At 61.9% G+C, this 25104-nt stretch carries 24 protein-coding genes and 2 pseudogenes; 12 read left to right on the forward strand and 14 right to left on the reverse strand.

Translation table 11 applies throughout. The features are described from left to right. Positions 1 to 397 precede the first annotated feature (397 nt). Entirely contained in the window at positions 398 to 703 is a 306-nt protein-coding gene (locus IVB50_RS07765; protein WP_247295165.1) for a tyrosine-type recombinase/integrase, read from the reverse strand. A gap of 197 nt (positions 704 to 900) precedes the next feature. On the opposite strand from IVB50_RS07765, the gene IVB50_RS07770 reads away from it, so the two are divergent. Further along, entirely contained in the window at positions 901 to 1287 is a 387-nt protein-coding gene (locus tag IVB50_RS07770; protein WP_247295168.1) for a hypothetical protein, read from the forward strand. Positions 1288 to 1648: 361 nt separating this feature from the next. Here IVB50_RS07770 and IVB50_RS07775 read toward each other — a convergent pair whose 3' ends face one another. The 4 genes and pseudogenes from IVB50_RS07775 to IVB50_RS07790 all read right to left on the reverse strand — a co-directional run bounded on the left by IVB50_RS07775 (position 1649) and on the right by IVB50_RS07790 (position 3294). Continuing rightward, the gene (locus tag IVB50_RS07775) at positions 1649 to 2041 is read right to left on the reverse strand and encodes a PIN domain-containing protein (RefSeq protein ID WP_247295171.1); all 393 of its coding nucleotides are present in this window, start codon (positions 2039 to 2041) and stop codon (positions 1649 to 1651) included. 33 nt (positions 2042 to 2074) lie between these two features. Next, positions 2075 to 2191 (reverse strand): annotated as a pseudogene (locus IVB50_RS07780) (DNA-binding protein); the annotation flags it as partial. Positions 2192 to 2267: 76 nt separating this feature from the next. Further along, complete coding sequence (locus IVB50_RS07785; protein WP_247295173.1) at positions 2268 to 2594, reverse strand: DUF3303 family protein; 327 nt, start codon at positions 2592 to 2594, stop codon at positions 2268 to 2270. Positions 2595 to 2886: 292 nt separating this feature from the next. After that, positions 2887 to 3294: a hypothetical protein gene (locus IVB50_RS07790; protein WP_247295175.1), complete on the reverse strand. Its 408-nt coding sequence runs from the start codon at positions 3292 to 3294 to the stop codon at positions 2887 to 2889. A gap of 606 nt (positions 3295 to 3900) precedes the next feature. Between IVB50_RS07790 and IVB50_RS07795 the strand changes: the two genes are divergently transcribed. Further along, on the forward strand, positions 3901 to 4884 hold the full coding sequence (locus tag IVB50_RS07795; RefSeq protein WP_247295177.1) for an ABC transporter substrate-binding protein: 984 nt from the start codon (positions 3901 to 3903) through the stop codon (positions 4882 to 4884). 502 nt (positions 4885 to 5386) lie between these two features. Then, positions 5387 to 6001, forward strand: a complete 615-nt coding sequence (locus tag IVB50_RS07800; protein ID WP_247295179.1) for an NYN domain-containing protein — start codon at positions 5387 to 5389, stop codon at positions 5999 to 6001. A 283-nt stretch (positions 6002 to 6284) separates the two neighbouring features. On the opposite strand, the pseudogene IVB50_RS07805 reads toward IVB50_RS07800, so the two are convergent. After that, positions 6285 to 6475, reverse strand: a pseudogene (locus IVB50_RS07805) (arsenate reductase (glutaredoxin)); the annotation flags it as partial. Between the two features lie 815 nt (positions 6476 to 7290). Here IVB50_RS07805 and IVB50_RS07810 point away from each other — a divergent pair. The 6 genes from IVB50_RS07810 to IVB50_RS07835 all read left to right on the forward strand — a co-directional run bounded on the left by IVB50_RS07810 (position 7291) and on the right by IVB50_RS07835 (position 14111). Then, on the forward strand, positions 7291 to 8115 hold the full coding sequence (locus IVB50_RS07810; protein ID WP_247295181.1) for a metallophosphoesterase: 825 nt from the start codon (positions 7291 to 7293) through the stop codon (positions 8113 to 8115). A gap of 5 nt (positions 8116 to 8120) precedes the next feature. After that, positions 8121 to 9287 (forward strand): ABC transporter ATP-binding protein, encoded by a 1167-nt coding sequence (locus tag IVB50_RS07815; protein ID WP_247295182.1) that lies wholly within the window; start codon positions 8121 to 8123, stop codon positions 9285 to 9287. Further along, entirely contained in the window at positions 9284 to 10213 is a 930-nt protein-coding gene (locus tag IVB50_RS07820) for a sugar ABC transporter permease (protein WP_247295184.1), read from the forward strand. The genes IVB50_RS07815 and IVB50_RS07820 overlap by 4 nt, the downstream gene beginning before the upstream one ends. Positions 10214 to 10263: 50 nt before the next feature. Continuing rightward, a complete protein-coding gene (locus tag IVB50_RS07825) occupies positions 10264 to 11088 on the forward strand; it encodes a carbohydrate ABC transporter permease (RefSeq protein WP_247295254.1) in 825 nt (274 codons plus the stop codon). A gap of 28 nt (positions 11089 to 11116) precedes the next feature. After that, positions 11117 to 12421, forward strand: a complete 1305-nt coding sequence (locus tag IVB50_RS07830) for an ABC transporter substrate-binding protein (protein WP_247295186.1) — start codon at positions 11117 to 11119, stop codon at positions 12419 to 12421. A 70-nt stretch (positions 12422 to 12491) separates the two neighbouring features. Continuing rightward, complete coding sequence (locus tag IVB50_RS07835; protein ID WP_247295189.1) at positions 12492 to 14111, forward strand: inositol monophosphatase family protein; 1620 nt, start codon at positions 12492 to 12494, stop codon at positions 14109 to 14111. 60 nt (positions 14112 to 14171) lie between these two features. Here the strand turns inward: IVB50_RS07835 and IVB50_RS07840 are convergent, their stop codons facing one another. From IVB50_RS07840 to IVB50_RS07875, 8 genes are all read right to left on the reverse strand, one after another. Continuing rightward, positions 14172 to 14561 carry an NUDIX hydrolase gene (locus IVB50_RS07840; protein ID WP_247295191.1) on the reverse strand — a complete coding sequence of 130 codons (390 nt, stop codon included), beginning with the start codon at positions 14559 to 14561 and terminating at the stop codon, positions 14172 to 14174. A 64-nt stretch (positions 14562 to 14625) separates the two neighbouring features. Next, positions 14626 to 15645 (reverse strand): alcohol dehydrogenase catalytic domain-containing protein, encoded by a 1020-nt coding sequence (locus IVB50_RS07845; RefSeq protein ID WP_247295193.1) that lies wholly within the window; start codon positions 15643 to 15645, stop codon positions 14626 to 14628. 126 nt (positions 15646 to 15771) lie between these two features. Continuing rightward, positions 15772 to 16719 (reverse strand): sugar-binding transcriptional regulator, encoded by a 948-nt coding sequence (locus tag IVB50_RS07850; RefSeq protein WP_247295195.1) that lies wholly within the window; start codon positions 16717 to 16719, stop codon positions 15772 to 15774. 97 nt (positions 16720 to 16816) lie between these two features. Beyond that, a complete protein-coding gene (locus IVB50_RS07855; RefSeq protein WP_256465339.1) occupies positions 16817 to 18346 on the reverse strand; it encodes an alkaline phosphatase D family protein in 1530 nt (509 codons plus the stop codon). After that, positions 18343 to 19104: a glycerophosphodiester phosphodiesterase family protein gene (locus IVB50_RS07860; protein ID WP_247295199.1), complete on the reverse strand. Its 762-nt coding sequence runs from the start codon at positions 19102 to 19104 to the stop codon at positions 18343 to 18345. The genes IVB50_RS07855 and IVB50_RS07860 overlap by 4 nt, the downstream gene beginning before the upstream one ends. 9 nt (positions 19105 to 19113) lie before the next feature. Then, entirely contained in the window at positions 19114 to 20034 is a 921-nt protein-coding gene (locus IVB50_RS07865; protein WP_247295202.1) for an ABC transporter permease subunit, read from the reverse strand. 4 nt (positions 20035 to 20038) lie between these two features. Then, positions 20039 to 21076: an ABC transporter permease subunit gene (locus tag IVB50_RS07870; protein ID WP_247295204.1), complete on the reverse strand. Its 1038-nt coding sequence runs from the start codon at positions 21074 to 21076 to the stop codon at positions 20039 to 20041. Further along, positions 21073 to 22404, reverse strand: coding sequence for an extracellular solute-binding protein (locus IVB50_RS07875; RefSeq protein ID WP_247295206.1), 1332 nt, complete (start codon positions 22402 to 22404; stop codon positions 21073 to 21075). The genes IVB50_RS07870 and IVB50_RS07875 overlap by 4 nt, the downstream gene beginning before the upstream one ends. Positions 22405 to 22516: 112 nt before the next feature. Between IVB50_RS07875 and IVB50_RS07880 the strand changes: the two genes are divergently transcribed. The 3 genes from IVB50_RS07880 to IVB50_RS07890 all read left to right on the forward strand — a co-directional run bounded on the left by IVB50_RS07880 (position 22517) and on the right by IVB50_RS07890 (position 25093). After that, entirely contained in the window at positions 22517 to 22744 is a 228-nt protein-coding gene (locus tag IVB50_RS07880) for a substrate-binding domain-containing protein (protein ID WP_247295256.1), read from the forward strand. 102 nt (positions 22745 to 22846) lie between these two features. Further along, positions 22847 to 23152 (forward strand): hypothetical protein, encoded by a 306-nt coding sequence (locus IVB50_RS07885; RefSeq protein WP_247295209.1) that lies wholly within the window; start codon positions 22847 to 22849, stop codon positions 23150 to 23152. A 546-nt stretch (positions 23153 to 23698) separates the two neighbouring features. After that, positions 23699 to 25093 (forward strand): sugar ABC transporter substrate-binding protein, encoded by a 1395-nt coding sequence (locus IVB50_RS07890; RefSeq protein ID WP_247295212.1) that lies wholly within the window; start codon positions 23699 to 23701, stop codon positions 25091 to 25093. Positions 25094 to 25104 lie beyond the last annotated feature (11 nt).

A 25104-nucleotide genomic window follows, 5' to 3' on the forward strand; every position in this document is an offset into this window, starting at 1 on the left:
CCAAGACAAAACTCGTAGAACAGTGACCTTGGTCACTCTTCAGACGGCCCATCATGGATCGACCTCGCCGAGATTCGCGTCAACACAACGGAATCACGCTTCGTGACTTGTCTCAACCGACTTTTGCAACAAAATCGGCCCTTAACAGTCAGATTCGCATTCCGGGCGGACGTCTGCTTTCGAGGCCAAGCGGACTGACTGTTGCTAACGCCAGAAGTTCTTGAAACGGGTTGGGGAGAGCTCAGTGTAGCGCACGGTGTGCTGAATATTCTTGTGGCCCAGATACGCTTGCACTGCGCGCGTGTCGTGGCCTTTGTTAGCTAGCGTGTAGCCGCAAGCGTGTCGCAGCATATGTGGATGAACTTTGAACCGAAGCGTTGCGGCTGTACCTGTTCGCTCAACCATTCGCGCAAATGGTGAAAGGACTGCCGCGCTCCGATGTGAACACAAACGGCGATTTTGGTTTTTGCTCTCGCTGAAGCTTGCGCAACGCACGTAGCTCATCTCCGAGGATGGGGTGCGTACTCGGCGTACCCTGCTTGACTCGTCGGACATGGAGAGCGGCTGCCGAGAACTCGACTTGATCCCAGCGAAGATCCGTCAGTTCGGAAGCGCGGAAGCCATGTCGATAAGCGACGAGGATCATAGTGCCATCGCGATGACCATGGCGATTGGCTTTCGCAGCAGTGATCAGCGACTGCACTTCGTCGTCGGTTAGGTACTCTGTTAGCGACCACGGACCAGAAGCATCCGTTGGCCGTGCCTACGCTGCTGGCATAGGGGGGTTCTCCGTTTTGGTTGATCGTCGGTGATGACCATCATCCCTGAGTCGACAGAAGATCACGAATGCTCCTAATATGTAGAGGAAGTAAGTTCGCGGAAGCCGGTACGGGTGGGGCAGTGAACTTCCAGGTGACGGTTCTCAAGGTGCTGGTCAGCTATCCAGACGGGTTCGCCCTTATGGCGGACCTCAAGCGCGATATGGCGACTCTGGCGACCAGCGGGCGGGATTGGACCGAACGCACGAAGCGATTGGCAGCCCGCGTGCCTGACCTGGATATCTTCTCCCAAGATCTCATCGAGCGGTTGAACGGCGGCTGGCGTATCACTGACAAGGGACGCGCGGTTCTCGAGACCATGGAGGCTCGTGATGTCCGCGCGGTCGAGGAGCCGACGCCAGCCACGACTCTGTCACCGATGCCTTCGATTGCTCTAGTTCGACGCGTGCGGAAACGAAGCCGACGCCAACGCGACGCTATCCGGAGAAGACAAGCGACCGCGTCGTAACAAACCCGACTACGGACGAGTTTCGGCGTTCGGAAAATAGGAAGATATTCCATAATCTATGTTATGCGAACCAACATATGCGTGCTGTGTCAACTGGATAGGCATAACAGTTTCCATAACTGGATCTAGAGATCGATCCTACCCTGCTCGTCCGTGTCCGCGGCGTTGTCGATCAGCGCGATCCTGATCTTTGCGCGCGAGAGCCAGTTTTGCGATCAACTTGCCCCAGGTCTCGGCGTCCAGGCTTGTCGCTGATCGTTGCCGCTTGGAAGCTGAGACCCGGCGTCAGGCCATCGGAGCTGATGAGACGGTGGATCATTCCCCTGCGTTCTTCTCGCGCGCCGTCTTCGAATAACCTTCATTATGGAATATCCGAATTCGAGTTTGCGTCAAGATCGTGTTGCCAAAAGGGCCGTCTTAGTTTCTGAGCTAGAGGGATTCGACGAACTGCCGCCGGAAAGTCCTTAAGGTTTTCCGTTACGATCATTGCGGCTTGCGTCTTGGCCGCCGCAGCAACAACGTGGTGATCGTTGGGATCGGGCAGACCCGCCGCAACCGGCAAGAAGTTATCAAAATCCGCAACCATGGCGTCTTCGAAGGCAGCTTCCATGCTGGCGCGCGCCCGCTCTGCGCGCGCCTTGGCATCGTTAAAGCCTTTGCCGCTCAAGATTTCTCCGATAGCAATTTCGGTCTCGTCCAGGACGCGGCTCGACCAGCGGAGACGAAAAAAAAAGTCCGCCTGGCGAGCACGCATCGACGAATGCGGTGAAGCGGTTTGCAAACAAGCTTACAAGTGCTCCGCGTCCCGCTCAGCGAGATTCGCAAGCGCTTTGCCCCGCTTCTCATCACGCGTGCGCTTATAGGCGAATAGGTCCTCTGCCTTAATCCTGCGATGACGCCCCACTGTTCATGTTCCGTCTTTGAATTGGGACGCCCCGACTAATGGTCGGAGCGCTCGTCGATTTCAGATCATCCGCCAACTAGCCCTTGGACGCTTGTCTCGCCCATTCCAGTGAACTCGCGTTTATCGGCACTGACTCGCTGATATCGACGACCGGAACGACATCAATGTCATTCCAGAAGTTGTACTTTGCCACGAAGGCGGTGATGGCTTTTGGGTCGTTGGCTTCGACCAAAACATAGCCCCCTCGTCCCGCCAGGTTCGCTACGAACGCGTGTATCGTCAGCCCCTTCTCTTCATCCGGCTTCCACTTGCTGAACGCAGCAAGAAGCGATTGCGATCCTGCAAAGTTTTGGTCTAAGGAAAGGCCGGCAGTGCGGACTGTATATTCGAGCATGTATTTCATGAAACACCTCCTTCAAAACTGGACAGTGAGCCACGCGACCCATCTAATCCGAAGTGCGAGCGATCGCGCAAGTGTTTGCAGCGGCGAGAGCGGTCTCATTGGTCGAGAAGTTGTCCGGTCATCGCTCATCGCGTCGGTTGGCGCAGCGACCTATCCAGAAATTCGGCGCAACCCGGAAGTCACCGTCACAGCGCAAACCGACGCGATCGGCGCGTAGCGGTCCCGCACGGGAATGGCGCGCCGTCGCGTGCACCATTCGCTGCTACAATCATTCTTACGGAATAAGCGAGCCTCAAGCCTTCAGGTCCGTGATCCGCATGACCGCGACCACGTTCCCATCATTGAACGCCTGCTCCTTTGTGTCCTTGTTGCAGGTCCAGACAAAATTCTTCTTGCCGGTAAAGGTCTTTTCGTCCTGCGCAAGCCGAAGCTCTCCTTCGGTGATATGGCAGACCATGGCATTCATCATCGGGGGACCCATGGTCTTCGATCCCGGCTGCATGATGATATCGCGCATCGAGACGGTCTTAAAACCGGGGATCAGTGATGGTGTCTCGCCATCATATTCACGCACCACCACACCTGGCCACGGAGTTGTGTCCTTATAGCCCGTAGTTTGAGCGGCGGCCGGATTTATCATGGCCGCCGTAGCCGCCGCCAACCCGAACCCCAATGCAGACCTTCGATCGATCTTGCTCATCGCTTTTCTCCTTAGGTTACAAACCGCCGCAGCTGCGCGCGTGTGGAATGTGAAATCGTGGTGTGAAACCGAAAAGGGGGCGGTCTCTGAGGGTAGCGCACCTGCCGACAGCGCTAGAACTGCTCGTTCGTCCCGAACGGTGACTTCGGCACATCCCGCTTCAAGGGCAACCACATTCTACGAGGCTGGACGCGTCCTAGAAACGGGTGTTTCGCCCAAGAGGCATAATGCCTCAGTTTGCTTAGGGCCAGAAGATCGGCCCGGTGTCAGCAACTTCACACTGCGACCAACTGAATACGCAAGTCAGCGTCGCTGACTTGTCCTGCGCTGGTCGCAGTAAGGCGCGGCCACGACCTATTGGCGTCGAGTGCGGAGGCGATGATGCTGCTCCTGCGGAGTGGCCCATCGCCTATGTGGCGGCCCCCTCCACGAGGTCCCCTCAACGAGGCATGACGGACCAGATTTGCTCACGTTGAGTTCTTCGCATTGTGACCCATAGCGTTCATTTTTGATCGCTTCATCATTTCGCAGCTGCTATTAGTCGCACTTGCCGGACAGACGCTCGGCCTGTCGACCCGATCGCCTTTGCAACGATACGGGGATCGCATGAGACGGTTTGCCGTTACAGTATCCGCCGTTCTGGTTGTGCTGCTTTCCTTCGCGTCGACAGCCACAGCTCAATCGCTGCGAAGAATGGCGCGAATCGGGATGCTTTGCGCGCCCGCCTGCAAGGTCTCCTTTGATGAGGCGTTTTTGGACGAGCTTAAAAAAATCGGTTGGGTGGAGGGCACCAACATCACGATCGAGCGGAAGGACCCGGATTATCACCTCGACCAGCTTCCGGCGCTTGCGTCCGACCTCGTGCGGTCGAAACCCGATCTCATCGTCGCGTTCACCCCTCACGCCGCGCGGGCTGCAAAGAACGCCACTTCCGACATCCCAATTGTAATAGTCTTGGTCGCCGATCCGGTCGGTATGGGACTCGCGTCAAGCCTTGCCCAGCCTGGCGGTAACCTGACAGGCGTCGCAACGATGGACCGGATCGATTTTGGTGGCAAGTTTCTTGGTATTCTTCGAGAAGTTTTGCCACAGGCCAAGCGCGTAGCAGTTTTCCTCAACACCTTAAACGAGATGCATCGGCTGGTGTTTCCGGAGACACCAGCTGCGGCAGCTAAGCTCGGCTTTCAGTTAGACGTGTTTGATTTGCGAGAAGCAGGGGAAGTGCCTCGCGCCATTGCCGCTGCAAAAGCTCAGAGAGCAGAGGCACTGGACATATTTAGCGACCCGATATTTTCCTTTCCATCGAATCGTGTACCCGACCTCGCGGTACAGGCCGGCTTACCATCAATCTCCTTCGACCTCGACTTTGCGCGAGCGGGTGGATTGATTTCCTATGGGCCGGACTTTCTTGCTTTGGCTCGAATTGGGGCTCGCTATGTCGACCGAATTCTGAAGGGCGCCAAAACGGCCGAGCTTCCTATCGAGCAGCCCACCAAATACCTGCTTGTCATCAATCTAAAGACGGCGAAATCGCTCGGTATCGAAATCCCGGCGAACGTCCTCGCGCGCGCGGACGAGGTGATTGAATAAGGCGTGTCACTTCCGGTTTTGGTCCACCGGTCCATCGACGCCGTGCCCTACATGTCGGCTCACAAGAGCAGACCGGAAGTTAGCAGCCGAGCGCCAAATCGACGCTTGTGGCCCGTTTAAGACATGCTGAGGGCGCTCTGACCTGTCCGTTCACAGAGGTAGATCGGACGAGAACGGCATGCGGAAAAGGACGCGATTGACCCGTTGCCGCTGCGGCCTTTGTTCATATCGGGTCTACTGCGACGTCGCCTATTGGCCGATTTTGTTGCAAAAGTCGGCTGCAATGGATTTGGCCGTTGGGCCTTTCGTTGAGCCGCGCTCTGAAGCGCTGGCCCTGACGCATTCTACGTAACTTCGACGCTACGCGATGCGCAGAGCCTGAGCCGGTGGCGGTCGTGCGACCAGCGATGCAAACCGCCTCAGATTTCCTCAACTTCATTTGCTTCGCTAAACCAGAGCCCGTGCAGAAACGCCTGCCCGCACCAATTCGAGCCGCGCCGGAATGTCGTCCACGTCCACCAGGATTGCGCTCTTCATCGATGGCCCCAATCTCTACGCCACCGCCAGGTCGCTCGGGCTCGACATCGACTACAAGCGCCTCAGTGAATTCCAGAACCCCGGGACCCTGCTCCGCGCGTACTACTACACCGCCGTTGTCGAGGATCAGGAATTCTCCTGGATCCGGCCGCTGGTCGACTGGCTCGACCACAACGGCTACACCGTCGTCACGAAAGCGACCAAGGAATACGTCGTCGCCTCCGGACGCCGCAAGGTCAAGGGCGACATGCACGTCGAGCTCGCGGTCGACGCCATGGAACTCGCCGGGCGGATCGACGAGCTGACCCTGTTTTCCGGCGACGGCGCTTTCCGCACGCTGGTCGAGGCTGTGCAGCGCCGCGGCGTCCGCGTCCTGGTGGTCTCCACCACGATCAGCCGCCCACCGATGATCGCCGACGAGCTCCGCCGCCGCGCGGAGGTCTTCATCGATCTGGTGGAGCTGCAAGCCAACATCCGCCGGGACTTGTCTGAGCGGGGGCCCTCCAGCGAGGGCAGCGAGACCCACAGTCCGCCGCGGCGGCGCACCACCACGGCAGAGCCGGACGAACTCATTCCGTAGGTCATCGAACTCACCCGGCGGAGCGCGACTTCTTGGGAAGTCTCATGGCGGTCCTTCGCACTCAGCCGAGCTTCGATCACGAGTTCGTCGCCGATCGCCGAGCTCGGTCTGCCCGAAGCCGGCTGGGCGCCGCTCGGCTGACGGTCCGGCCGCCACATCGTGGGCACCTCACTCAGTGCTCTCCGACCGACTTGCTTGAGATCACCCCATTGAAGTCTCGCCGCGAGTCGCGGCTTCGAGGATTTTCGAGGCGACGTGCGGCGAGCGGAGGTCTCGTCCCGGGAATATTCTCGTACGGCGTCCCTTTCTCGCGCACCGAAATTCCCATCGAGGCGATCAGTTCTTTCAGCGTCTCGCGCGATGGTCGCGTCTTGAGATACTCGATGATCGTTGGCTCGATGCTGCTCTGCCGGATCATCGCGAGTGTGTTCCGCGAGGTGCCGCAATCGGACTGTGGTAGATAGTGACGCTTATGGACGTGTGGGCTGGCACCGTGGTGGTGAGCGCTTGCCAAATTGCGCTCGACCTCCTGCGCATTATACCAAGATCGACTATCGCGACCACAATGTCGATATCCATGCCGAAGCTCAAGCGGCGGTGGTCTCAATCAGAGCGATGGCGGATACAAAGGTTTCATTGCCGGATGTTTTCAGTCGATTGCGATGAAGTGGCGAGGGGTGAACGAACGACGTCAAGCCATCCTTGGCCTTCATTGTGCTCAAGGCGGCTTCCCGATCAACGTCGCGACGCACCGACAACTAGCGACACGAAAGACGCGCGTGCGAACTCCGATCCGGTTCAGGTTGCGTTCGCGAATATGCTCAACTTGGACAAAGATCAATCTGAAGCTCAGTGTCTTGCGATACATTGGCAGACAGCAAACCTCCGACATCCCAAGCTCATGGCCGGTCGCGGCCCGCGCTTGGCGCCAACGCTCCCTCGCATGCGGCCAAAAGGAACGGCATCTGGGTGCCCTGAGCAGGTCGAGATGCTCGTTCGTTGCCGCTGCGAGGTAGTTTGGCAGGGCCAAACCTCAGTGCAGTGATCGAAACGACTCTGAGATTCCGGCTTGAAATTACATTTGTCACCATCGTCATTCATATGTATAGTTTCGAAAAACATTCAATCCGCTTAGCGACTTCACCAAGGGAGGGAGAGCGCCAAAAACCTCAGATCCCACGATTGCAATCACCGCCAAGTCCGCGCTGCGAGGAGCAGCGCGTTCGATTCGAGCGAGACCGCTGCGCGACCGACGCACGGCGTGACACGCGAGCCATAGCAGAGGCGTCATGGTCCGAGTTGTTCAGATTTCCGATACGCATCTCAGCCCGACCAAGCAGCACTTCGAGGCAAACTGGGCGCCCCTTGCACGCTGGATCGCGCAACACAGGCCAGATCTCGTCATACATACCGGCGACGTAACGGTCGATGCGGCCGATCAGGAGACCGACGCGGCATATTGCGCGGCCCAACTGGCCTCGCTGGGCGTTCCGGTCGTGGCGGTACCGGGCAATCACGACATCGGCGAAGTTGGCAATCCCCACCAGCCGGTGGATGACGAGCGGCTCGATCGCTTTCACCGCCACTTCGGTGACGACCGCTGGCTACGCGATGTAGGCGGCTGGCGCCTGATCGGGCTCAATTCGATGATCTTCGGCGGCGGCCCCCAGGAAGCGCAGCAAACCCAATGGCTCGAGGCCGCGATGGCCGATGCTGCGGGGCGTCGCATTGCCTGGTTCACGCACCGGCCACTCTTCATCGAGTCACCGACCGAGGCCGACACTGGTTACTGGTCAGTCAAGCCGGAGCCGCGCCGGGCCCTTCTCGATTTGCTGCATCGCTATCGGGTCGAGATCGTGGCAAGCGGACATCTGCATCGCTGGCACGAAATTCGGCTGAACGGCACGCACTACGTTTGGGGGCCGGCGGCCGGCTTCCTGGTCGGTGAGAAATTGGCGCCGCCGATGGGCGGCGTCGCGCGGCTCGGAGCCGTGATCTACGACATCGACGGCGAAAACATCGACGTGAGCATTCGTGCGGTACCCGGCCTTACCGATTACTGGATCGACGACGTGGTGCACGAGGTCTACCCGCCGCGCGTAGCTAAGGCGTGATCGCGATGGTCGGCCTCACATTGCGCGGCATCCATAAGGCTTTCGGCGACACGGCCGTCCTCAACGACATCGATCTCGATATTGCGGACGGCGAGTTTCTGACGCTGGTGGGTCCCTCCGGATGTGGCAAGTCGACGCTCCTGCGCATCATCGCCGGCCTCGAATCGCAGGATCGCGGCTCGGTCTCGATCGGCGGGACCGCGGTCGACCATTTGCGCCCTCACGAGCGCAGAATCGCCATGGTGTTCCAGAATTACGCGCTCTATCCCCACATGTCGGTGTTCGACAACATCGCGCTGCCGCTCACCATGACGCGCCTCAACCTATTCGAACGCCTGCCCTTGATGCGTCATTTGTCGCCCCGGCGCAGGCGCGTCATGGACGAGATCGCGCGTGAGGTGCGGGTCGTCGCCGAGCAGCTTCGCATCGAAACTTTCTTTCGCCGCCGCCCCGGACAGCTTTCAGGCGGCCAACGGCAGCGCGTCGCGCTCGGCCGCGCAATGGTGCGTCATCCGCAGGTTTTCCTGATGGACGAGCCCTTGTCGAACCTCGACGCCAAGCTGCGCGTGCACATGCGCGGCGAGCTGACCGAGTTGCACGCGCGTCTGGGCGTCACGATGATCTACGTGACACACGACCAGATCGAGGCGATGACGATGTCCGATCGCCTCGCCGTGATGGATCACGGCGACATACTTCAACTCGGCACCCCCGCCGATGTCTATGAACGGCCAGCTACGACCGCGGTCGCGCAGTTCATTGGCAGTCCTGCGATTAATCTATTTCCGGCCCGCGGTGGGCCCAGCGGCCAGGTCGAGCTGCTCGGCCGGATGCTGCCGATCGATGTTCGCAACGCGCCGGCGCCGGAACTGACGGTCGGCGTGCGCCCGGAAGCGATGCGGATCGGGGATGGACCGTGCGTCGTCACGTGCAGATTCCGGCGCCGCGAAAATCTCGGCTCGGAAAGCATCCTTCACTTCGACCTCGTGGCCTCTCCGGAGGTCGCGGTGCTCTGCCGGGTCGACAACAACATGCCGATTCCCGAGGGCGAGGTCACGCTCGCCTTTGAGCCGCGGGATTGTCACGTGTTCGACCACAACGGCCGGCGCATCGAGGTGGAAAGCCGTACGGCGGCCAGCCGCGATGTGCGCCGCGGGAGCGAGGTCCGATGAACGCGGTCGCGGCTCAAGTCACTCCGCTCGACCTGGCGCCGCCAGCCGGCCGCCAGAAATGGGGCGAGCGGTTCGCGGGCGTGGGCTTTGCGGCGCCGGCCTTCATCCTGCTGGTCCTCACGAATCTGCTGCCGCTGGCTGCTCTCGCCTTCCTGAGTTTAACCAACTACGAGTTGGGCGCGCTCGATTTCTCGTTCGTCGGTCTCAAGAACTTCAGCGCGGCGCTGCAAGATCCCGTGATTCGGCGCTCGGTGACTAACACGTTGCTCTATGTGGCGATTGTCGTGCCCGGCGGCGTCCTGATCTCACTGCTTGTCGCGATCCTGATCCACCAGCGCCAGCGCACGCGCAGCTTCTATGAGGTTATTTATTTTCTCCCGGTCACCTCGACGCTCATCGCGATGGCCACGATGTGGCAGTTCCTGCTGCACCCGACCCTGGGACTGATCAATCAGACCCTCAAGGGGCTGGGTTTCGCCGAGACAGCGTTCCTGAGCGAGCCGCGCCTCGTCATACCGACGCTCGCCGCGATCGGCATCTGGCAGCTCGTCGGCTTCAACATGGTGCTGTTCCTTGCCGGTCTCTCGGCGATCCCCCGCGACCTCTACGAAGCCGTCGCCGTCGACGGCGCGAGCCATCCCATCGACCGCTTCTTGAAAGTGACGTGGCCAATGCTTGGTCCGACGACGATGTTCGTGACCGTGACGACGTTCATCACGGCGTTCAAGATCTTCGACACGGTTGCGGTGATGACGCGTGGCGGCCCCGGAGGCGCATCGGAGGTGCTGCTCTATGCCATCTATCTGGAGGGGTTTCAGTACTTTCACATGAGCTATGCGGCGACGCTCACGCTCGTCTTCCTCGCGTTCACCCTGGTGTTTTCGGTGCTGCAGACCTTCATCCTCGACCGACGGGTGCACTATTGATGCGCATATCGGCCACGATCGCCCGCCCGCCTGCGCCGGTCGCGGTCCGGATGCGGCGCCTCGTGTCGCTTGCGCTCGTCCACGCAGTGCTGATCGGCGGCGCCGTCTTCATGCTGCTGCCCTTCGTGTTCATGTTGACGAGCGCGATCAAGCCGCCGGGCGAGATCTTCGAGGCGACGTTCCGGCTCTGGCCGCGCCAGTTCTACGGATGGCAGAACTTCGAATCCGCCTTGAGCACCGCGCCGCTGCTGCGCTTCCTGCTCAATGGTCTAATCGTCTGCGGCGGCATCCTCGTCGTCCAGCTGCTGGTCGCGATCCCATGCGCCTATGCGCTCGCCAAGCTGAGGTTTCCGGGACGGCCGATCCTGTTTTCGCTGGTCCTGCTCGGACTCTGCATTCCGGTCCAGGCGCCTTCGCTCCCGCTCTACATCGCGTTCGCCGAACTCGGCATCCTCAACACTTACCTGTCAATGATGATGCCGTTCTTCCTGTCAGTGTTCGCGATCTTCCTGTTCCGCCAGTTCTTCAAGTCCTATCCGGACGAGATCATCCAGGCCGCGCGGCTGGACGGTGTCGGCGAGTTCGAGATCGTGTGGCGCATCGTGGTGCCGAGCGCCTGGCCGGCAATCGCGGCGTTTTCGATCTTCTCCGTCGTAGCGCACTGGAACGATCTGTATTGGCCGCTCATCGTCGTCTCCGACACCAAGCTCGCGACGCCGCCGCTCGGCATGATGTACTTCGCCGATTCCGAGTTGGGCTCGAATTACGGCGCGCTCGCTGCCGGCGCCACCATCATCACGGCACCGCTGGTCATCGCCTTTCTGATCGCGCGGCGGCACTTCATCGCCGGCATCACCATGACCGGAATAAAATGACTTCAACCACTGCCAGGGAGACACCGTCATGCTGCACCGCCGAGACCTCCTGAAGAGCGCCGCTGCCGTCGGGACCACTGCGCTTTCAAGTCCGTTTCTGACACGGTCGGCCTACGCGCAGGACGTGACGCTGGATGTGCTTTATGCCTTTCCCGCCTTCGCGAAATTCCATGAACCAATCGCCCAGGAGTTCATGAAGCGGCAGTCGAGCATCAAGATCCAGTTCCGGGCGCCGGCAGCGAGCTATGACGAAGGTCATCAGGCCATGCTGCGGCAGGCCGTCACCAACCAGCTGCCGGACGTCTACTATTCGGGGTACCACCTGCTCGCCGAGCTCGTGCGCACGCTGGTGAAACGCAACCAGATCACCGAGGTTGCTCCGATGCTGCAGAAGGAGGACGCCGCCTGGCGCAAGGCCAATTACTCCGACGGGATCCTGGCGCTCGGAGCGGTCGACGGCAAGATCTACGGCCTCGCGTTCAATGCCTCGCTGCCGATCATCTATTTCAACGCGCAGCTCGTGAAACAAGCGGGCGGCGATCCCGACAAGATGCCCGACAACTGGACGGACATGATCGCCCTCGCTGTCAGCATCAAGAGCAAGGGCTCCGACGTCGCCGGCATCGCCTATAACATCCACGACTGGCCCGACGATTGGCTGTTCCGTTCCCTGATCCTGCAAGGTGGTGGCCAGATGCTCGATGCATCGGAAACCGCTGCCGGATTCGGCAACGACGCCGGGCTAAAGGCCCTGGCCCATTGCCGGCGGTTCGTGGCCGACGCCAAGATGCCGCTGATCGATTGGGACTCCTCGCGTCAGCAATTCATCGCCGGGAAGATCGGCATTTTTGCCGACACCCCGGCCCGGTTGCGCCAGGTCACGGACCTGATCGGCGACAAGTTCACCTTGCGCACCTGCACCTCCCCGATCGACGACAAGCAGAGGGGTGGACTGCCCACCGGCGGCAACGCCGCGATCATCACGGCGAAAGATCCGGCGAAGCAGCAGGCCGCCTGGGAGTTCCTGAAATTCGTGAGTGGCCCGGAAGCGCAGAAGATCGTGGTCGAGACGACGGGCTATATGCCGACCAATTTGCGTGCCTCGGGGTCCGAATTCCTGGCCCCGTTCTACGACAAGAACCCGAACTTCCGCACCGTGTCGCAGCAGATCGAGCGCGCGAAGCCGTGGCAGGGTTATCCAGGCGGACAGTCCGTGAAGATCTGGCGCACACAGCGCGAGATCATCCATGCCGTCATGCGCGGGGAGATGACCGCCGAGGCCGGACTCGATCGCATGGTCAAGGAAAGCAACGCCCTGATGAAGAGCTCGTAGGCAGCGGGCGATCGATTGCGGCAAGCGGCCTGGCGCTGGCCGCAACTGTTCCCTTCGGAGGCGGAATTCTGTGTTCATCATTGCCCAGCTGAGCGATCTGCACGTCCGACCGCTCGGCAAGCTCGCTTACGGCGACGTCGATACCAACGCGATGTTTCACGACGCCATCGACGCCGTGCTGAGGCTCGATCCGCGGCCCGATTGCGTCGTGGTCAGCGGCGACCTCACGGATGGCGGGCTCGAAGAGGAATATGAGATCGTCGCCGCCGGCCTGCCCAGGCTGCCGATGCCGGTGTTCGTCATTCCCGGCAACCACGACCGCCGCGAGCAGCTGATAGCTTCGCTACGCTCTCGTCACCGCTATCTTCCGTCCGAGGGCTTCATCAATTTTGTCGTGGACGATTTTCCGGTCCGGCTGATCTTCCTCGACAGCGTCGAGGCCGGAAAGATCCACGGCACCTTCTGCGCGGCCCGGCAACAATGGCTGCGCGACGTGCTCGCGACCGGGCGCGGCAAGCCGACGGTCGTCGTGATTCATCATCCGCCGTTCCTTGTCGGGGCCGATGGGATGGACGATCTGCGCCTCCTCGGGGCCGACGCGCTCGACGCAATCATCAAAGGCCATCCCGAAATCGAACGCGTGCTGTGCGGTCACTATCACCGCTCGATCACCGCGCGCTATGCGGGAACCGTAGGCTATGTGGCGCCAAGCACGGCGCATCAGGTTGCGCTCGACCTGCGGCCCGGCCACACCAATCGCTTCATCATGGAGCCGCCGGGATTTGCCTTGCACTGCTGGCGGCCAGACATGGGCATCACCAGCCACCTCGTTCCGGTCGGAGACTACGGTCGCCTATTCGAGATCGCGGCCGACCAAGACCATCCGGGAACGGACCGGGGCGACGGCCTTCCGGCACTGCTGAGGCGCGCAGAGGCCGTCGTCGGCGAGGCGGCGGCCAAGCTGGTCGCGATGCAATCCACGCCGCTGCGCACGGAGCGCAAGGACCATCTCGACATAGTCACCGAGGCGGATCTCGCCTCCGAAGCGATCGTGGTCGCGGGCTTGAAGGCGCTGACGCCGGAGGCCGGCATTCTCGCCGAGGAGAGCGGCGCGAGCCCCGGGGACAATGCTGCGCGCTGGATCATCGATCCGCTCGACGGCACGATCAACTACGCCCGGGGGCTGCCGTGGTTTTCCGTGACGGTCGCCTACGAGGTCGACGACGAGACGAAGCTTGGCCTGATCAACGCGCCCAAGATCGGACTGACGGCGCGCTATCTCGCGGGGGAAGGCGCGACCATCGACGGCTTGCCGGCACGCGTCTCCACGACACGTTTACTGTCGGATGCGGTGATCTCGGTGATTCTGACCTCGCATTTCTCGCCCGACGAAGTCCAGCGGACGACGCGTGTGATCGAACTGCTCGGCAGAGTGGCCCGCGGCGTGCGTATCGTCGTCTCCGGCGCCCTCGAGACGACGATGGTCGCCTCGGGTCGTCTGGACGGCTTTGTTTCACTGAAGGCCGACATCGTCTCGCACGCGGCCGCAATGCCGATGGTGTGGGCCGGCGGCGGGCAGGTCACGACGCTGACAGGGCGTCCGTGCCGCAATGACGATCTCGACAAGATCGCTTCCAACGGATTGATCCACGGGGAATTGCTCGCTCTCCTGCGTCAGGCGCTGCAATGACGAGCGGTTCCAGACCCGCATGACGGACGAACCTTCACGAATGACGCTCGCGCAAGCGACCTAACGGCGGCCCCGCCTGGGGAACAGCTTATCGCGGATATAGTGCGAAGTCGGCGTCAGTCTGGCGCCGCGCGGCTTACGCCAAACCGCCCTGTCGATCTCCTTTTTGTCGCCGACCTTCAGCCGCCCCGACACCTTCTTGGCCAGGAAGATCGCATCGCTCATCCGCCGACCGGTCTGGCGCTTCCGCGCTTTGACTTCCTTCCAGAGTTTCAACGGCCCGAGCTTCAGCTTCGGAAGCTCCTCCTTGATCTCGCGACGGAGGCAGCTCCTGTCGCTCTCGCCTGCCCGCTTCCGGCCGCCGGGAAACATCCAGAGCCCGTCGCGTCTGCGTCTCACCATCAGCACGCGCCCTTTTCGGGCGACAACCAACTTCGACGATTTCGCCATCACGACCGGTCCTGCTTCTGTGCCTGCTCCATTGCACCAGGCGCTTGACGAGATGGCGCTCCATCTACGGGCAGATGATCGCCTTGATGATGCCGTCGCGCCGCGCGACCTGCTGCTCGAACGCGGCGGGCGTCTGGTCGAGCGAGAAGCGATGCGTCGCCAGTGGCGCCAGCTTGACCTGTCCGCCTTGCGCAAGCGCGATGGCCCGCGGATAAACCTCCGGCATGCGACGTGAAAACTTGATCGACAGGCCCTTCCGGCGCGACTCCGCGCCGCTGAGGATGTACTGATTATTCTCTGGGATGCCGACGAGCACGACCCGGCCGCCGATACGGGCACACCGCGCGGCGTGCTCGAAGCCATGCGAGGAGTCGGTCGCCTCGATCACCAGATCGACGCCGCGGCCTTCAGTAGCCACGCCGACCTCGGCGTAGCTTCGGCACGCAACGTCCGCACCGAGGTCGCAGGCCAGTGCGGTACGTTGCGCGACCGGGTCGATCGCGATGATCTTTCCACTGCCCGCGAGCCGCGCCAGTTGCACGAGCAGCAATCCAACAGGGCCGCAGCCGAGTACCGCCACGCTTTCCAGAAGTCGCGGATGCGCCAGATCCATGGCATGGATCGCGACGCCGAGCGTCTCCAGGATCGCCGCGCCGGCCGGGTCGATGCTGTCAGGCACCAGATGCACGGCGGATCTGGGCACGCAGACGAATTCGGCCATGGCGCCGTTGTGAGGCGCGTAGCCCAGGAATTTCACATTGGGGCAGAGATTGGTGTGACCGCGGTGACACCATTCGCAATGGCCGCAGGGAATGGAAGGATCGACCGCCACCAGCGCATCGGCCGAGAACCCCGCCTTGCGCGCCGAGTCCGGTGTGAGCACGCCTGAGAATTCATGCCCCAGAACGAATGGCTTGACGCTGGTCGGGCCGGTTGTTCCGCCCTCGAGATATGAATGCAGGTCGCTGCCGCAGACACCGACGGCCTTGACGCGGACGATGAGTTCGTCCTCCGCGAGCGGCCTCGGCTCGGGGATATCGAGGATGCGGATATCACGAATGTCCTGGAGCACCGCAGCGCGCATGTCAACGCCATCCTTCTGAGCAATTGTTCTCGACATATTACATATGTAACAACAACGTGACAAATGCTTTTGCAGCCCTTCCGCGGGTGCCACGGGCGGATGTAATAGCGGTAGCGGAAAGTACGGCTATTTCTGCTTGTCGATCAGTTTCAGCGCGGCGATGGCGGTGTTCTCGTCTGTCACCAGCACCTTGCCGATCCGGCCGCGCAGCACCGCAGCGATGATCGGCGCCTTGTTGAGCCCCCCGGCGATCAGGATCGATGTCGGCACGCGCGCCAGCTTGTCGAGCGGCATCGCAATGGCGCGGCTGTTGATGCCGTGATCGATGGGCCGGCCGGCCTTGTCGAGAAATTGCGCCAGGACGTCGCCGACGCCACCCGCCGCCCGCAGATGCTCGGCGCGGACGTCCGGCGGCAGCCCATGACGCATCAAGAGCGAGCGCGGCGTCATGTCTCCCATGCTCAGAAGCGCAAGATCGATCCGCTCAACGCTGTTCAGCACCTCCTGATAGACCTCCTGGGCCAAAAATGTGTCGCGCGAGCGCCGGCTGCTGACAAAGATCGGGGCGGCCAGATAGCTGCACTGGGCGTGCAGCCGGTGCGCAAGCTCACCCGCGATCTCGAAAGTGTTGAGCTCGAGTCCGTGCGACAGGCCGCCCATCATGGAGACGATGGAGAGATCGGGATAGTCCGCCGGCGTAACGTAACGGATGGTCTCGCGCAAGGTCGCGCCCCAGCCGATGCCGATAATACGCGGCCGCTTCTGTTCGAGGAATTTCGATAAATAAGCTCCCGCCGCCATCCCGATGAGACTGCCGACCTGCTCGGGATTCTCCGGGCTTGGAATGACGACGGCGTCCTCGAGGCCGCATTCCCGGCGCAAGCGGTGCTCCAGCTCCGTGCAGCTTGCAAAAGCGGAGTTGAGGCGAATGTTGACGATGCCGGTCTGCCGCGCATCCGAAAGCATGCGGTTGACGCGGGCGCGGGTCAGCCCGAGCCGCTCGCCGATCTCGGCCTGGGTCAGGTTCTCCATGTAGTAGAGCCAGGCGACCCGCAGGATGGTTTGATCAGTCACGGCGCAGCCCCCCACAGCGGCCTCAAGGCACAGTCAGACGTCGAAGCATTTGAGGCGATCTTTCGTTGGCCGTCAAATCTGCAACACACGGATTTCGTCATGCTGCCTTCACGCCCGGCACGCCATCCTCGACCACAAAGCTCGTCAACCGGCGCACGGCGCTCGCGGCGTCCTTGACGTCGTCGAGCGCCTCGAATCCCACGGTGCAACGCCGGGTGTCGAGCTCGACGGTCGCATAGCCGCGCTTGTCGCCACGCGCATAGACCAGATGCGGGTTCTCCGCCAGCGACTTGCGCACGCTTGCTTGGCTCGGCCCGTCTGAGGTGATCGACGTGCCGACGAACTCGGTCGCAATGGTCGGGCCATCCGGGCGGGCGTAATCCTGCTTGAGATCGGCGGTAAAGAAGGCGTGACGATCGCCGCCGATCACGATCGGATTGCGCCGTCGATGCGCCACGAGCGAATCAAGCAGACGGCGGCGTGCATTGGGATAGCCGTCCCAGCCGTCCATCCAGAAACGCTCGCCATCGTCCGCTTCACGCTTGTCTTGCGCCATCAAGGTCTGCTGCGCGACGATGGTCCAGCGGCCGCGACAGTCGCGCAGGCGCGCATCGAGCCATTGCTCCTGTTCCTGGCCCAACATCGTCCGCGCTTCGTCGGTCCGGCTTGCACAGTCCGCCACCCAGGTCGGCCGCCCACTTCCGACGCATGCCGATGCCGAGCGATATTGCCGGTCGTCGAGCAGCACCACGTCGAGCATCTCGCCGAAGCGGTAGTGCCCATAGATCGTGGCCTCCGCGCCGCGCGGGCGCGCCGAAGGCGGCAGCGGCATGTGCTCGTAATAGGCCTGGTAGGCGGCCGCACGGATCTTCAGGAACTGACCGGCGTCACGTACGGCGTAGGAGCGATCATTGGCATAGTCGTCCATCACCTCGTGATCGTCCCAGACCGAAAGCCAGGGAAAGGCGGCGTGCGCCGCTTGCAGATCGGGATCGCTCTTGTAGAGCGCGTAGCGGTTGCGGAATTCCTCGAGCGTCGTCGGAATTCCGACGCCATGCTGGCGGACGTGGCGCGATCCCCAGGATTTCTCATAGATGTAGTCGCCGAGATGCACGACGAGGTCGAGATCGCGTGCAGCCATGTCGCGGTAGGCGGTAAAATAGCCCTGCTCGTACTGCTGGCAGGATGCGAAAGCAAAACGGAAAGGCCTCGCCGAACCGGCGGGCGCGGTTCGGGTGCGTCCGACCGGGCTGAGCGCCGGGCCCGCGCGGAAGCGATACCAGTAGACCCGATCCGGCCGCAGCCCCGTCGCCTCGGCATGCACGGAATGCGCAAGCTCTGCCGTCGTCCGCACGACGCCGCGGGAGACGATCCGCGAGAAGGCCTCGTCGTCGGCAACCTGCCATTCGACATCCACTGACCCATCCTGCACGCCGCCGCCCTCGAGCGGCTGCGGCGCAAGGCGGGTCCACAAGATGACGCGATCCTTCCGCGGGCTTCCGGACGCAATACCTAGCGTGAACGGATCCGCAGTGAACGACGCCCGAGCTTCCCGCACGAACCCGGCGGGCGCAGCCAAGGTGGCGCTCGCCAGCGATCCCACGAGAAAGCGACGGCGGGGAATCATGAGCGCGCCGGCATCGTTTCGAGCCTGCGGCGAATGCTCACGGCGAGATCCGGCCGATCGGTCGTGATCTGCCGCACCGGTTGGGCAAGCCAGTAGGCGATATCCTCCGGCTCGTTGGTCACCCATGCACCGAGACGCTCCGAGCCGAGCATCTTGAGGGCGAGCGGCAAGGCGAGCCCCAGCAGCGATTTCTCGACCGCGACGATGCAGCCGGGAATGGCGGACAATTGCGCCAACGCAGGCTCAATTCCCCCCATCATCTCTGCCGAACGACGGTCGAGCGAAACGAGCACCCGCGCCTCCGACCACAGCCGGCGCACGGTCTCGATCACGCCGGGCACGAAGCAGGTGATGACGGCGCGCCGTTCCAGGCCGCGGCGCTTGATCTGGTCGACTAGGCGCGCCTCGAGGCCCGAATAGGGATTGCCGAGCGCATCCGTCTTGATCTCGATATGCAGCTCGAGCGTGGTTTCGCTGAACACGTCGAGCACCTCGTCCAGCGTCGGAATGCACTCATCGCCGGCATCGCGAAGACGCATTGCCGTCAAGCCTCGCAAGGTGCGCTCGCCCACCGGCCCGCTCTCGAATGTGGTGCGATCGAGCAGGGGATCATGGATCACGACAAGCCCGCCGTCCGCGCTCTGATGGACGTCGAACTCGACCGCGTCGCCCCCTTCCCTGCAAAGGTTGCGGAAGCCCGTCAGGCTGTTCTCCGGCCAAAGATTGCGTCCGCCGCGATGCCCAGCGATGAAAACCATGATCAGAGCCTATTTGCTGCTGTCCACAAGACCCTTGATGAACCAGCGTTGCAACAGCAGAACGACCAAGATCGGCGGCAACATCGTGAGAAGCGCACCGCTCATGGCGATGTTCCAGGCCGGCTCGCTGTCGGAGCGCGGGATCAGGCCCTTCAACGCAATGACCGCCGTTGCCATGTCCTTGTCGGTCGTGAACAGCAACGGCCAGAGATACTGATTCCAGCCGAACAGGAACAGGATGATGGCGAGCGCCACCATGTTCGGGACGGACAGCGGCAGCAGGATGCTCCAGAAGAAGTGCAGCGGCGAGGCGCCGTCGAGCCGCGCCGCCTCGCAGAGCTCCTCCGGAATCGTAAGGAAGAACTGGCGAAACAGGAACGTGGCGGTGGCCGAGGCGATCAGCGGGAGGATCAGCCCGGGATAGGTGTTGACCATGTTCCATTCGAGCGCGATCGCGACCTCATGACCGCTGATCCAGGTCCAGATATCCGCGACATGCAGGGTCTCGAGGAGCCATTGCAGCGGCAGCGCCGCATTGGCCACGGCTTCGAAGGTCGGCACGATCCGAACCTCGATCGGCAGCATCAACGACATGAAGATGAGCCAGAATGCGAGCATTCGGTAGCGGAATCGGAAGTAGGTGATGGCGAAGGCCGAGAGCAGCGACACCGCGATCTTGCCGGCGGTGATGCCGAGCGCCACGATGATCGAATTGGCGAAGGTGCGGCTAAAATTGCCCTTGCTCCAGGCCAGCTGCAGATTGTCGAAGAACTGGCCTCCCGGTAGCCACGGCAGCGGCACCTTCTGCACCTCAGCCACCGTGAGCGAGCCCGCCACGAACGCGAAATAGAGCGGCACGCACACCATCAGCGCGCCGGCAATCAAGACGGCGTGGCACATCAAGTTGAGGACCGGTGAGCGTTCCACCATCCGGCTAGACCCCGTAATTGACCTTGCGATCGAAGTAGCGGAATTGCAGCAGCGTGCAGATCAGCGCAAAGCTCATCAAGAGAACCGATTGTGCGGCCGATGAGCCGAGATCGAGAGTGACGAAGCCGTCGACGAAAACCTTGTAGACCAGAATGTTGGTTGCACCGGCCGGGCCGCCTTTTGTCACGGCATCGATAATGGCGAAGGTTTCGAAGAAGCCATAGATGAAGTTCATCACCGTGAGGAAAAAGATGGTGGGCCCGAGCATCGGCAGCGCGATCGAGACGAAGCGGCGGATCGGTCCCGCGCCGTCCACGGCGGCGGCCTCCATCAGCGACACCGGCACCGCGAGTAACCCCACGACCAGAAAGATGTAGTCGTAGCAGATGTGCTTCCATGACGCGGCGAGCGTCACCAGGATCAGCGCATCGGTCGGATTGAGGTTGGGGTCCCAGGCAATGCCGAAACTGTGCAGCACCTGCGCGAGCGGGCCGACCGCAGGATTGAACAAGAAGGCCCACAGGATGCCGGCGATCGCGGGCGCGATGGCATAGGGCAACAGGATGATGGTGCGATAGGCCGAGCGGCCGCGCACGATCCTGTCCGTGGCAAAGGCGAGCACGAGCGCGCTGCCCAATGTGAGCGCGTTCTGCGCCACCGTAAACCAGAACGTCACCGCAATCGATTCGCGGTAGTCGCTGCTCGCAAGCAGCGCCTTGAAATTGTCGAACCACACGAACTGGACGTTATTGCCGAAGGGATCGCTGAGTAGGACCGATTGCATCAGCGCCCGCAGCGACGGAATGAAGAAGAAGAACAGCAGGATCAGCAATTGCGGCAGCAGCAGCAGCGTCGGCAGGCCCGGTCCGTCGCCGAAATTGGCGCGCTTCAGTCCGGCCTCCTCGCGCCGCCGCGTCTTTCCCGACCTGCGCGAGCTGCCGGCGGCCGCCGCCGGCAGGGCCTTGGACCCGCCGCTCCCGTGCCTTCGCAAAAGCACGGGGGCGCGCGCGTCACGCCACGGCACGGACAGGCGCAACGTCATGGACGCTCGGTTTCCGGAGTTTTCCCGGCATTCAGCTTCTCGAACTGCCGCAGGATCTCGTTGCCCCGCTTGACCGCGTCATCCATGGCCTGCTGCGGCTGCTTCTGACCCGTGAACACCGCCTCGACCTCCTGGCGCTGAGCCAGCATCGTCTGCACGAAGTTGCCGAAGCGGAAGCCGCGCGAGTTCTCGTTCGGCGTGCCTCGCGAGAGCTGCAGCACCGCGACCTCTCTGGTCGGATGATCCTTGTAATAACCCCGCTCCCGCGCGAGCGCATAGGCGCGATTCGTCGCCGGAACATAACCGGTCGCGCCGTGCCACCAGACCTGGGTTTCCGGCTGGGCGACGAAATCCAGAAAAGCCGCGACGGCCTCGTAGCGCTCCGGCGTGTGACCCTTCATGACCCAGATGGCGCCGCCTCCGATGGTGCTGTTGAGAGGCGGATTGATGTCGCTTTCGTGCGGCAGGAAAGTGGCGCTCCAGCTGATGGTCGCGTTGCGCTCGATGTTGCCGTGCGATGCGGTCGAGTTGACGAAGGTCGAACACCGGCCCGACGTGAACAATTGCTCGGGACTGAAGCCCTGGCCCGCGATCTGCATCACGCCGTCATCGAGCCATTTCTTGAGCCGCGCGACTTGCGACACAACCTTCGTCTTGTTGTAGACGAACTCGGTGCCCAGCCCGTCGAAGCCGTTCGCGAGCGTGCCGTAGGGCTGGTTGTTGATGGCGCTGTAGTTCTCGAGCAGGCTCCAGTAGAAATCGCCGGGCAGCACCGTGCCGCAGTCGCTGATCCCCTTGGACTTGATGGTGTAGAGCTGCTTCTCCAGCTCCTGCCAGGTGTCGGCCGGCTTGTCGAAGCCGGCCTTCTGGAAGTGATCCTTGTTGTACCAGAAGATTGGCGTCGACGAGTTGAAGGGCATCGCCGACATCCGCCCCTTATAGCTCCAGAAGCTCGCCACTGGCTTGATGAAATCCGAAAAGTCGATCTTGTGACCCTTCTGCTCCACCAGATCCTGCACGGGAACGATGGCTCCTGAAAGCAGCATCGTCATGTAGCCGCGCTCCGCGATCTGCACCATCTCCGGCGGCCGCTTGGCGCGATAGGCGGCGATCACCCCGTTGGTCACCTCGTCATAGTTTCCCTTGGCAACCGCGACGACCGTGTACTTGTCCTGCGAGGCGTTGAACTTCTCGACCAGCTCATTGAGCCGGTCGCCGAGGACGCCGCTCATGGCGTGCCACCACTGGACCTCGACCCGTGCCTGCGCCGGACCAGCCAATGCCAACGCACCGAACAAGGCCGCAATGAATGCGACTTTCCTTCCCATGGGCAGCCCTCCCTCGCCCGGCCGAGAGGCCAGCATATACATTTGTACTGCTATAATGACATATGTGTCGAGATGATGAAAGAGGGGCAGCGGCTTTTCGGTACCACGCGATCTGTCGGTCGTTGGGTTCGACGATCTCGACTGGAGCCGTCATCTGCGACCGAGCCTGACCACGATTCACGTTCCGACCGGAGAAATCTGGCAACGAGCCGGCGAATATCTAGTGCGCAGCCGCGCCGGCGAGCAGGCCATCATGCACCGCGAGATCGATTTTTCAATGGCGGTCCGCGAGTCGACGGCGCCGGCCTCCAAAATCCCTGAAGTGAGACAGTCCCGATGAGTTCCAATTTCTCTCTCGCCCCCCGCTTTCATGCGATCGTAATCGGCGGCGCCGGCGACCGGCGCAGCAATCGGCAACCAGTTTTGCGATCTCGGCGCGACGGTGACCGCAACCGGCGCCAACGATGCCGATCTCGCCCGCACACTCCTCAAGCCGCGCGCGGGCTTCACGCTCGGGACGCTCGACGTCACCGATGATGCGGCCGTCAAAAACTTCGCCAACAAGCACAAGCGGGTCGACGCGCTCGTCAAATTGCGCCGGGATTCTCGCCCGCGACAAGGAATTCGAGATCGAGACTTTCGTGAAGAGTTCTCGACGTCAATCTCACCGGCACCTTCCGGACCTGCATGGCTTTTCGCGCGCTGTTTGCGGAGTCGAACGGATCGATCGTCAACATCGCCCCGATGAACGTGGTTTTGGCGCTGCCGCGTATCCCGGCCTATTGCCCAGTAAGGGGGCGTCGTGATGTTGACCAAGGCACTGGGCCTTGAAGTGGGCCGAAGAGGGCATTCGCGTCAACGCGGTTGGCGCCCGGCTATATCGAGACCGCGATCAACGCCGCCGGCCGGACTGATCTCGCGCATTACCAGCGGATCGCCGACCGCACCGCGTTCAATCGGTGGGGACGGCCGGAACATATTGCCGGCGCCGTCGCGTTCCTCTGGTGCCGGCGTCGCAATATGCGACCGGTACCGTCGTTGCTGTGGATGGCGGGTTTCTCGCAGGCTGACGTCGCGCGAGCACCGGCGGCTGGACATCGACGGATACGTCAAGCGGCGCATCGTCGGGTTCGAACTATCTCTGGTCAGGAAGCGAGCGCCGGAGTTCCGAGCGGCGCAAGATGACGTTCCAATGTCAATGACCAGCGGCAGCCTTGCCGCGGTTGACTTGTTATAACATTTCGGCAAATGTTCTGACTAACCGGAGGAAAAATCCGGATTTCGGGAGGACAGTATGACGTCATTCAGGCCGACACGACGAACGCTACTCAAAACCGGAACCGGGGCTGCTGCGCTGGCGACGTTTGGACCCGGAATTTTGCGGTACGCGTCGGCGCAGGACATTGACTTTGCGCCCTACAAATCCGCGCAGATCGACTGGCAGCAGGTCTCCGGCGAGACCATCACCGTCGCGGTGATCCCGGCGAGCTATTTCGAAAACCTCATCACGCTGGCGCCGCAGTTCAAGGCGCTCACCGGCATCGACGTCCGTTTCGAAAAAATTCCGCCGGCGCAGATCCGGCAGAAGAGCGTCATCGACCTGACCTCGAAAACCGGCACCTACGCGACCCACGCCGCGGATCCGATGTATTATGCGCTATATGCCGCGAACAAGTGGGTTGAGCCGCTCGACACTTATCTGAACGACAAATCGCTGACCGATCAGGCTTGGTTCAAGCTCGACGACATCATTCCGGCCTGGCGCAGCGCCAACGGCATCGACGGCAAGCTCTACGGCATGCCCTATGACGGCGAGGTCACCATTCAGGTCTATCGCAAAGATCTCTACGACGGGAAGGGCCTGAAGCCGGCCGACACGCTCGAAGCCTATATGTCGAACGCCGCGGCGCTGAACACGCCGAACGATCGCGTCTGGGGCGCAGCGTTGCGCGGCGTCGCCGGTGCCGGCCAGAACATGTACATCTATCCGTCGATTTTCCGAGAGTTTGGCGGCGACTGGATGAAGGGCGGCAAGCTCACCGTCAATGGCCCCGAGGCCGAGGCGGCGCTCGCCTGGTATATCGACATCATGAAGAAGTACGCGCCGACGGCGGCGGCGAACTGGAACTGGCCGGATATCGCCGACGCCTTCTCGCAAGGCACCGTCGCCAGCTACATCGACGCACATTCGTCGGCCTCGGTCATCAACAATCCCGAGAAGTCCAAAGTCATCGGCAAGGTCGCCTATGCGCGCTGGCCGAAGGGCCCATCGGGCAAGCGCACCACCTCGATCTGGAATTGGGGTTTTCCGATCAATTCCGCGCTGCCGGAAAAGAAGCGAAAGGCGACCTGGCTTTTTATCCAGTGGGCCGCGAGCGCCGAAACCCAGGCCCGCACCGCGCATCGTTTTGCAGGTCCGACCAAGCGCTCCGGCGTCAACCGCACCTCAGTCTGGAAGAATCCCGACTACATCAAGCTGATGAACGGCTTTGGTGAGAATTTCGTCGAAGCCACGATGGGCGCCCTGCAGGAGGACACCGACGTCGACTGGCGTCCGCGCGTACCGCAATGGCCGGCGATCGGCGACACCATGGCGACCGCGATCCAGTCGGCCCTCTCCGGCCAGGCCACAGTCAAGGCCGCACTCGACGACGCGCAGCGCCGCATCGAACCGATGATGCGCGGCTGATCTATGGCTAG

The organism is Bradyrhizobium sp. 87 (assembly GCF_023073015.1).
Lineage (GTDB): Bacteria > Pseudomonadota > Alphaproteobacteria > Rhizobiales > Xanthobacteraceae > Bradyrhizobium > Bradyrhizobium canariense_D.

Excerpts from the sequence above, each read along its gene's own strand:
- IVB50_RS07890 (WP_247295212.1), top strand. The coding sequence starts at position 23,699 with ATGACGTCATTCAGGCCGACACGACGAACGCTACTCAAAACCGGAACC.
- IVB50_RS07775 (WP_247295171.1), bottom strand. The coding sequence starts at position 2,041 with ATGCGTGCTCGCCAGGCGGACTTTTTTTTTCGTCTCCGCTGGTCGAGC.
- IVB50_RS07815 (WP_247295182.1), top strand. The coding sequence starts at position 8,121 with ATGGTCGGCCTCACATTGCGCGGCATCCATAAGGCTTTCGGCGACACG.
- IVB50_RS07790 (WP_247295175.1), bottom strand. The coding sequence starts at position 3,294 with ATGAGCAAGATCGATCGAAGGTCTGCATTGGGGTTCGGGTTGGCGGCG.
- IVB50_RS07785 (WP_247295173.1), bottom strand. The coding sequence starts at position 2,594 with ATGAAATACATGCTCGAATATACAGTCCGCACTGCCGGCCTTTCCTTA.
- IVB50_RS07825 (WP_247295254.1), top strand. The coding sequence starts at position 10,264 with ATGCGGCGCCTCGTGTCGCTTGCGCTCGTCCACGCAGTGCTGATCGGC.
- IVB50_RS07830 (WP_247295186.1), top strand. The coding sequence starts at position 11,117 with ATGCTGCACCGCCGAGACCTCCTGAAGAGCGCCGCTGCCGTCGGGACC.
- IVB50_RS07840 (WP_247295191.1), bottom strand. The coding sequence starts at position 14,561 with ATGGCGAAATCGTCGAAGTTGGTTGTCGCCCGAAAAGGGCGCGTGCTG.
- IVB50_RS07810 (WP_247295181.1), top strand. The coding sequence starts at position 7,291 with ATGGTCCGAGTTGTTCAGATTTCCGATACGCATCTCAGCCCGACCAAG.
- IVB50_RS07795 (WP_247295177.1), top strand. The coding sequence starts at position 3,901 with ATGAGACGGTTTGCCGTTACAGTATCCGCCGTTCTGGTTGTGCTGCTT.
- IVB50_RS07860 (WP_247295199.1), bottom strand. The coding sequence starts at position 19,104 with ATGGTTTTCATCGCTGGGCATCGCGGCGGACGCAATCTTTGGCCGGAG.
- IVB50_RS07870 (WP_247295204.1), bottom strand. The coding sequence starts at position 21,076 with ATGACGTTGCGCCTGTCCGTGCCGTGGCGTGACGCGCGCGCCCCCGTG.
- IVB50_RS07820 (WP_247295184.1), top strand. The coding sequence starts at position 9,284 with ATGAACGCGGTCGCGGCTCAAGTCACTCCGCTCGACCTGGCGCCGCCA.
- IVB50_RS07865 (WP_247295202.1), bottom strand. The coding sequence starts at position 20,034 with ATGGTGGAACGCTCACCGGTCCTCAACTTGATGTGCCACGCCGTCTTG.
- IVB50_RS07800 (WP_247295179.1), top strand. The coding sequence starts at position 5,387 with ATGTCGTCCACGTCCACCAGGATTGCGCTCTTCATCGATGGCCCCAAT.
- IVB50_RS07875 (WP_247295206.1), bottom strand. The coding sequence starts at position 22,404 with ATGGGAAGGAAAGTCGCATTCATTGCGGCCTTGTTCGGTGCGTTGGCA.
- IVB50_RS07845 (WP_247295193.1), bottom strand. The coding sequence starts at position 15,645 with ATGCGCGCTGCGGTGCTCCAGGACATTCGTGATATCCGCATCCTCGAT.
- IVB50_RS07855 (WP_256465339.1), bottom strand. The coding sequence starts at position 18,346 with ATGATTCCCCGCCGTCGCTTTCTCGTGGGATCGCTGGCGAGCGCCACC.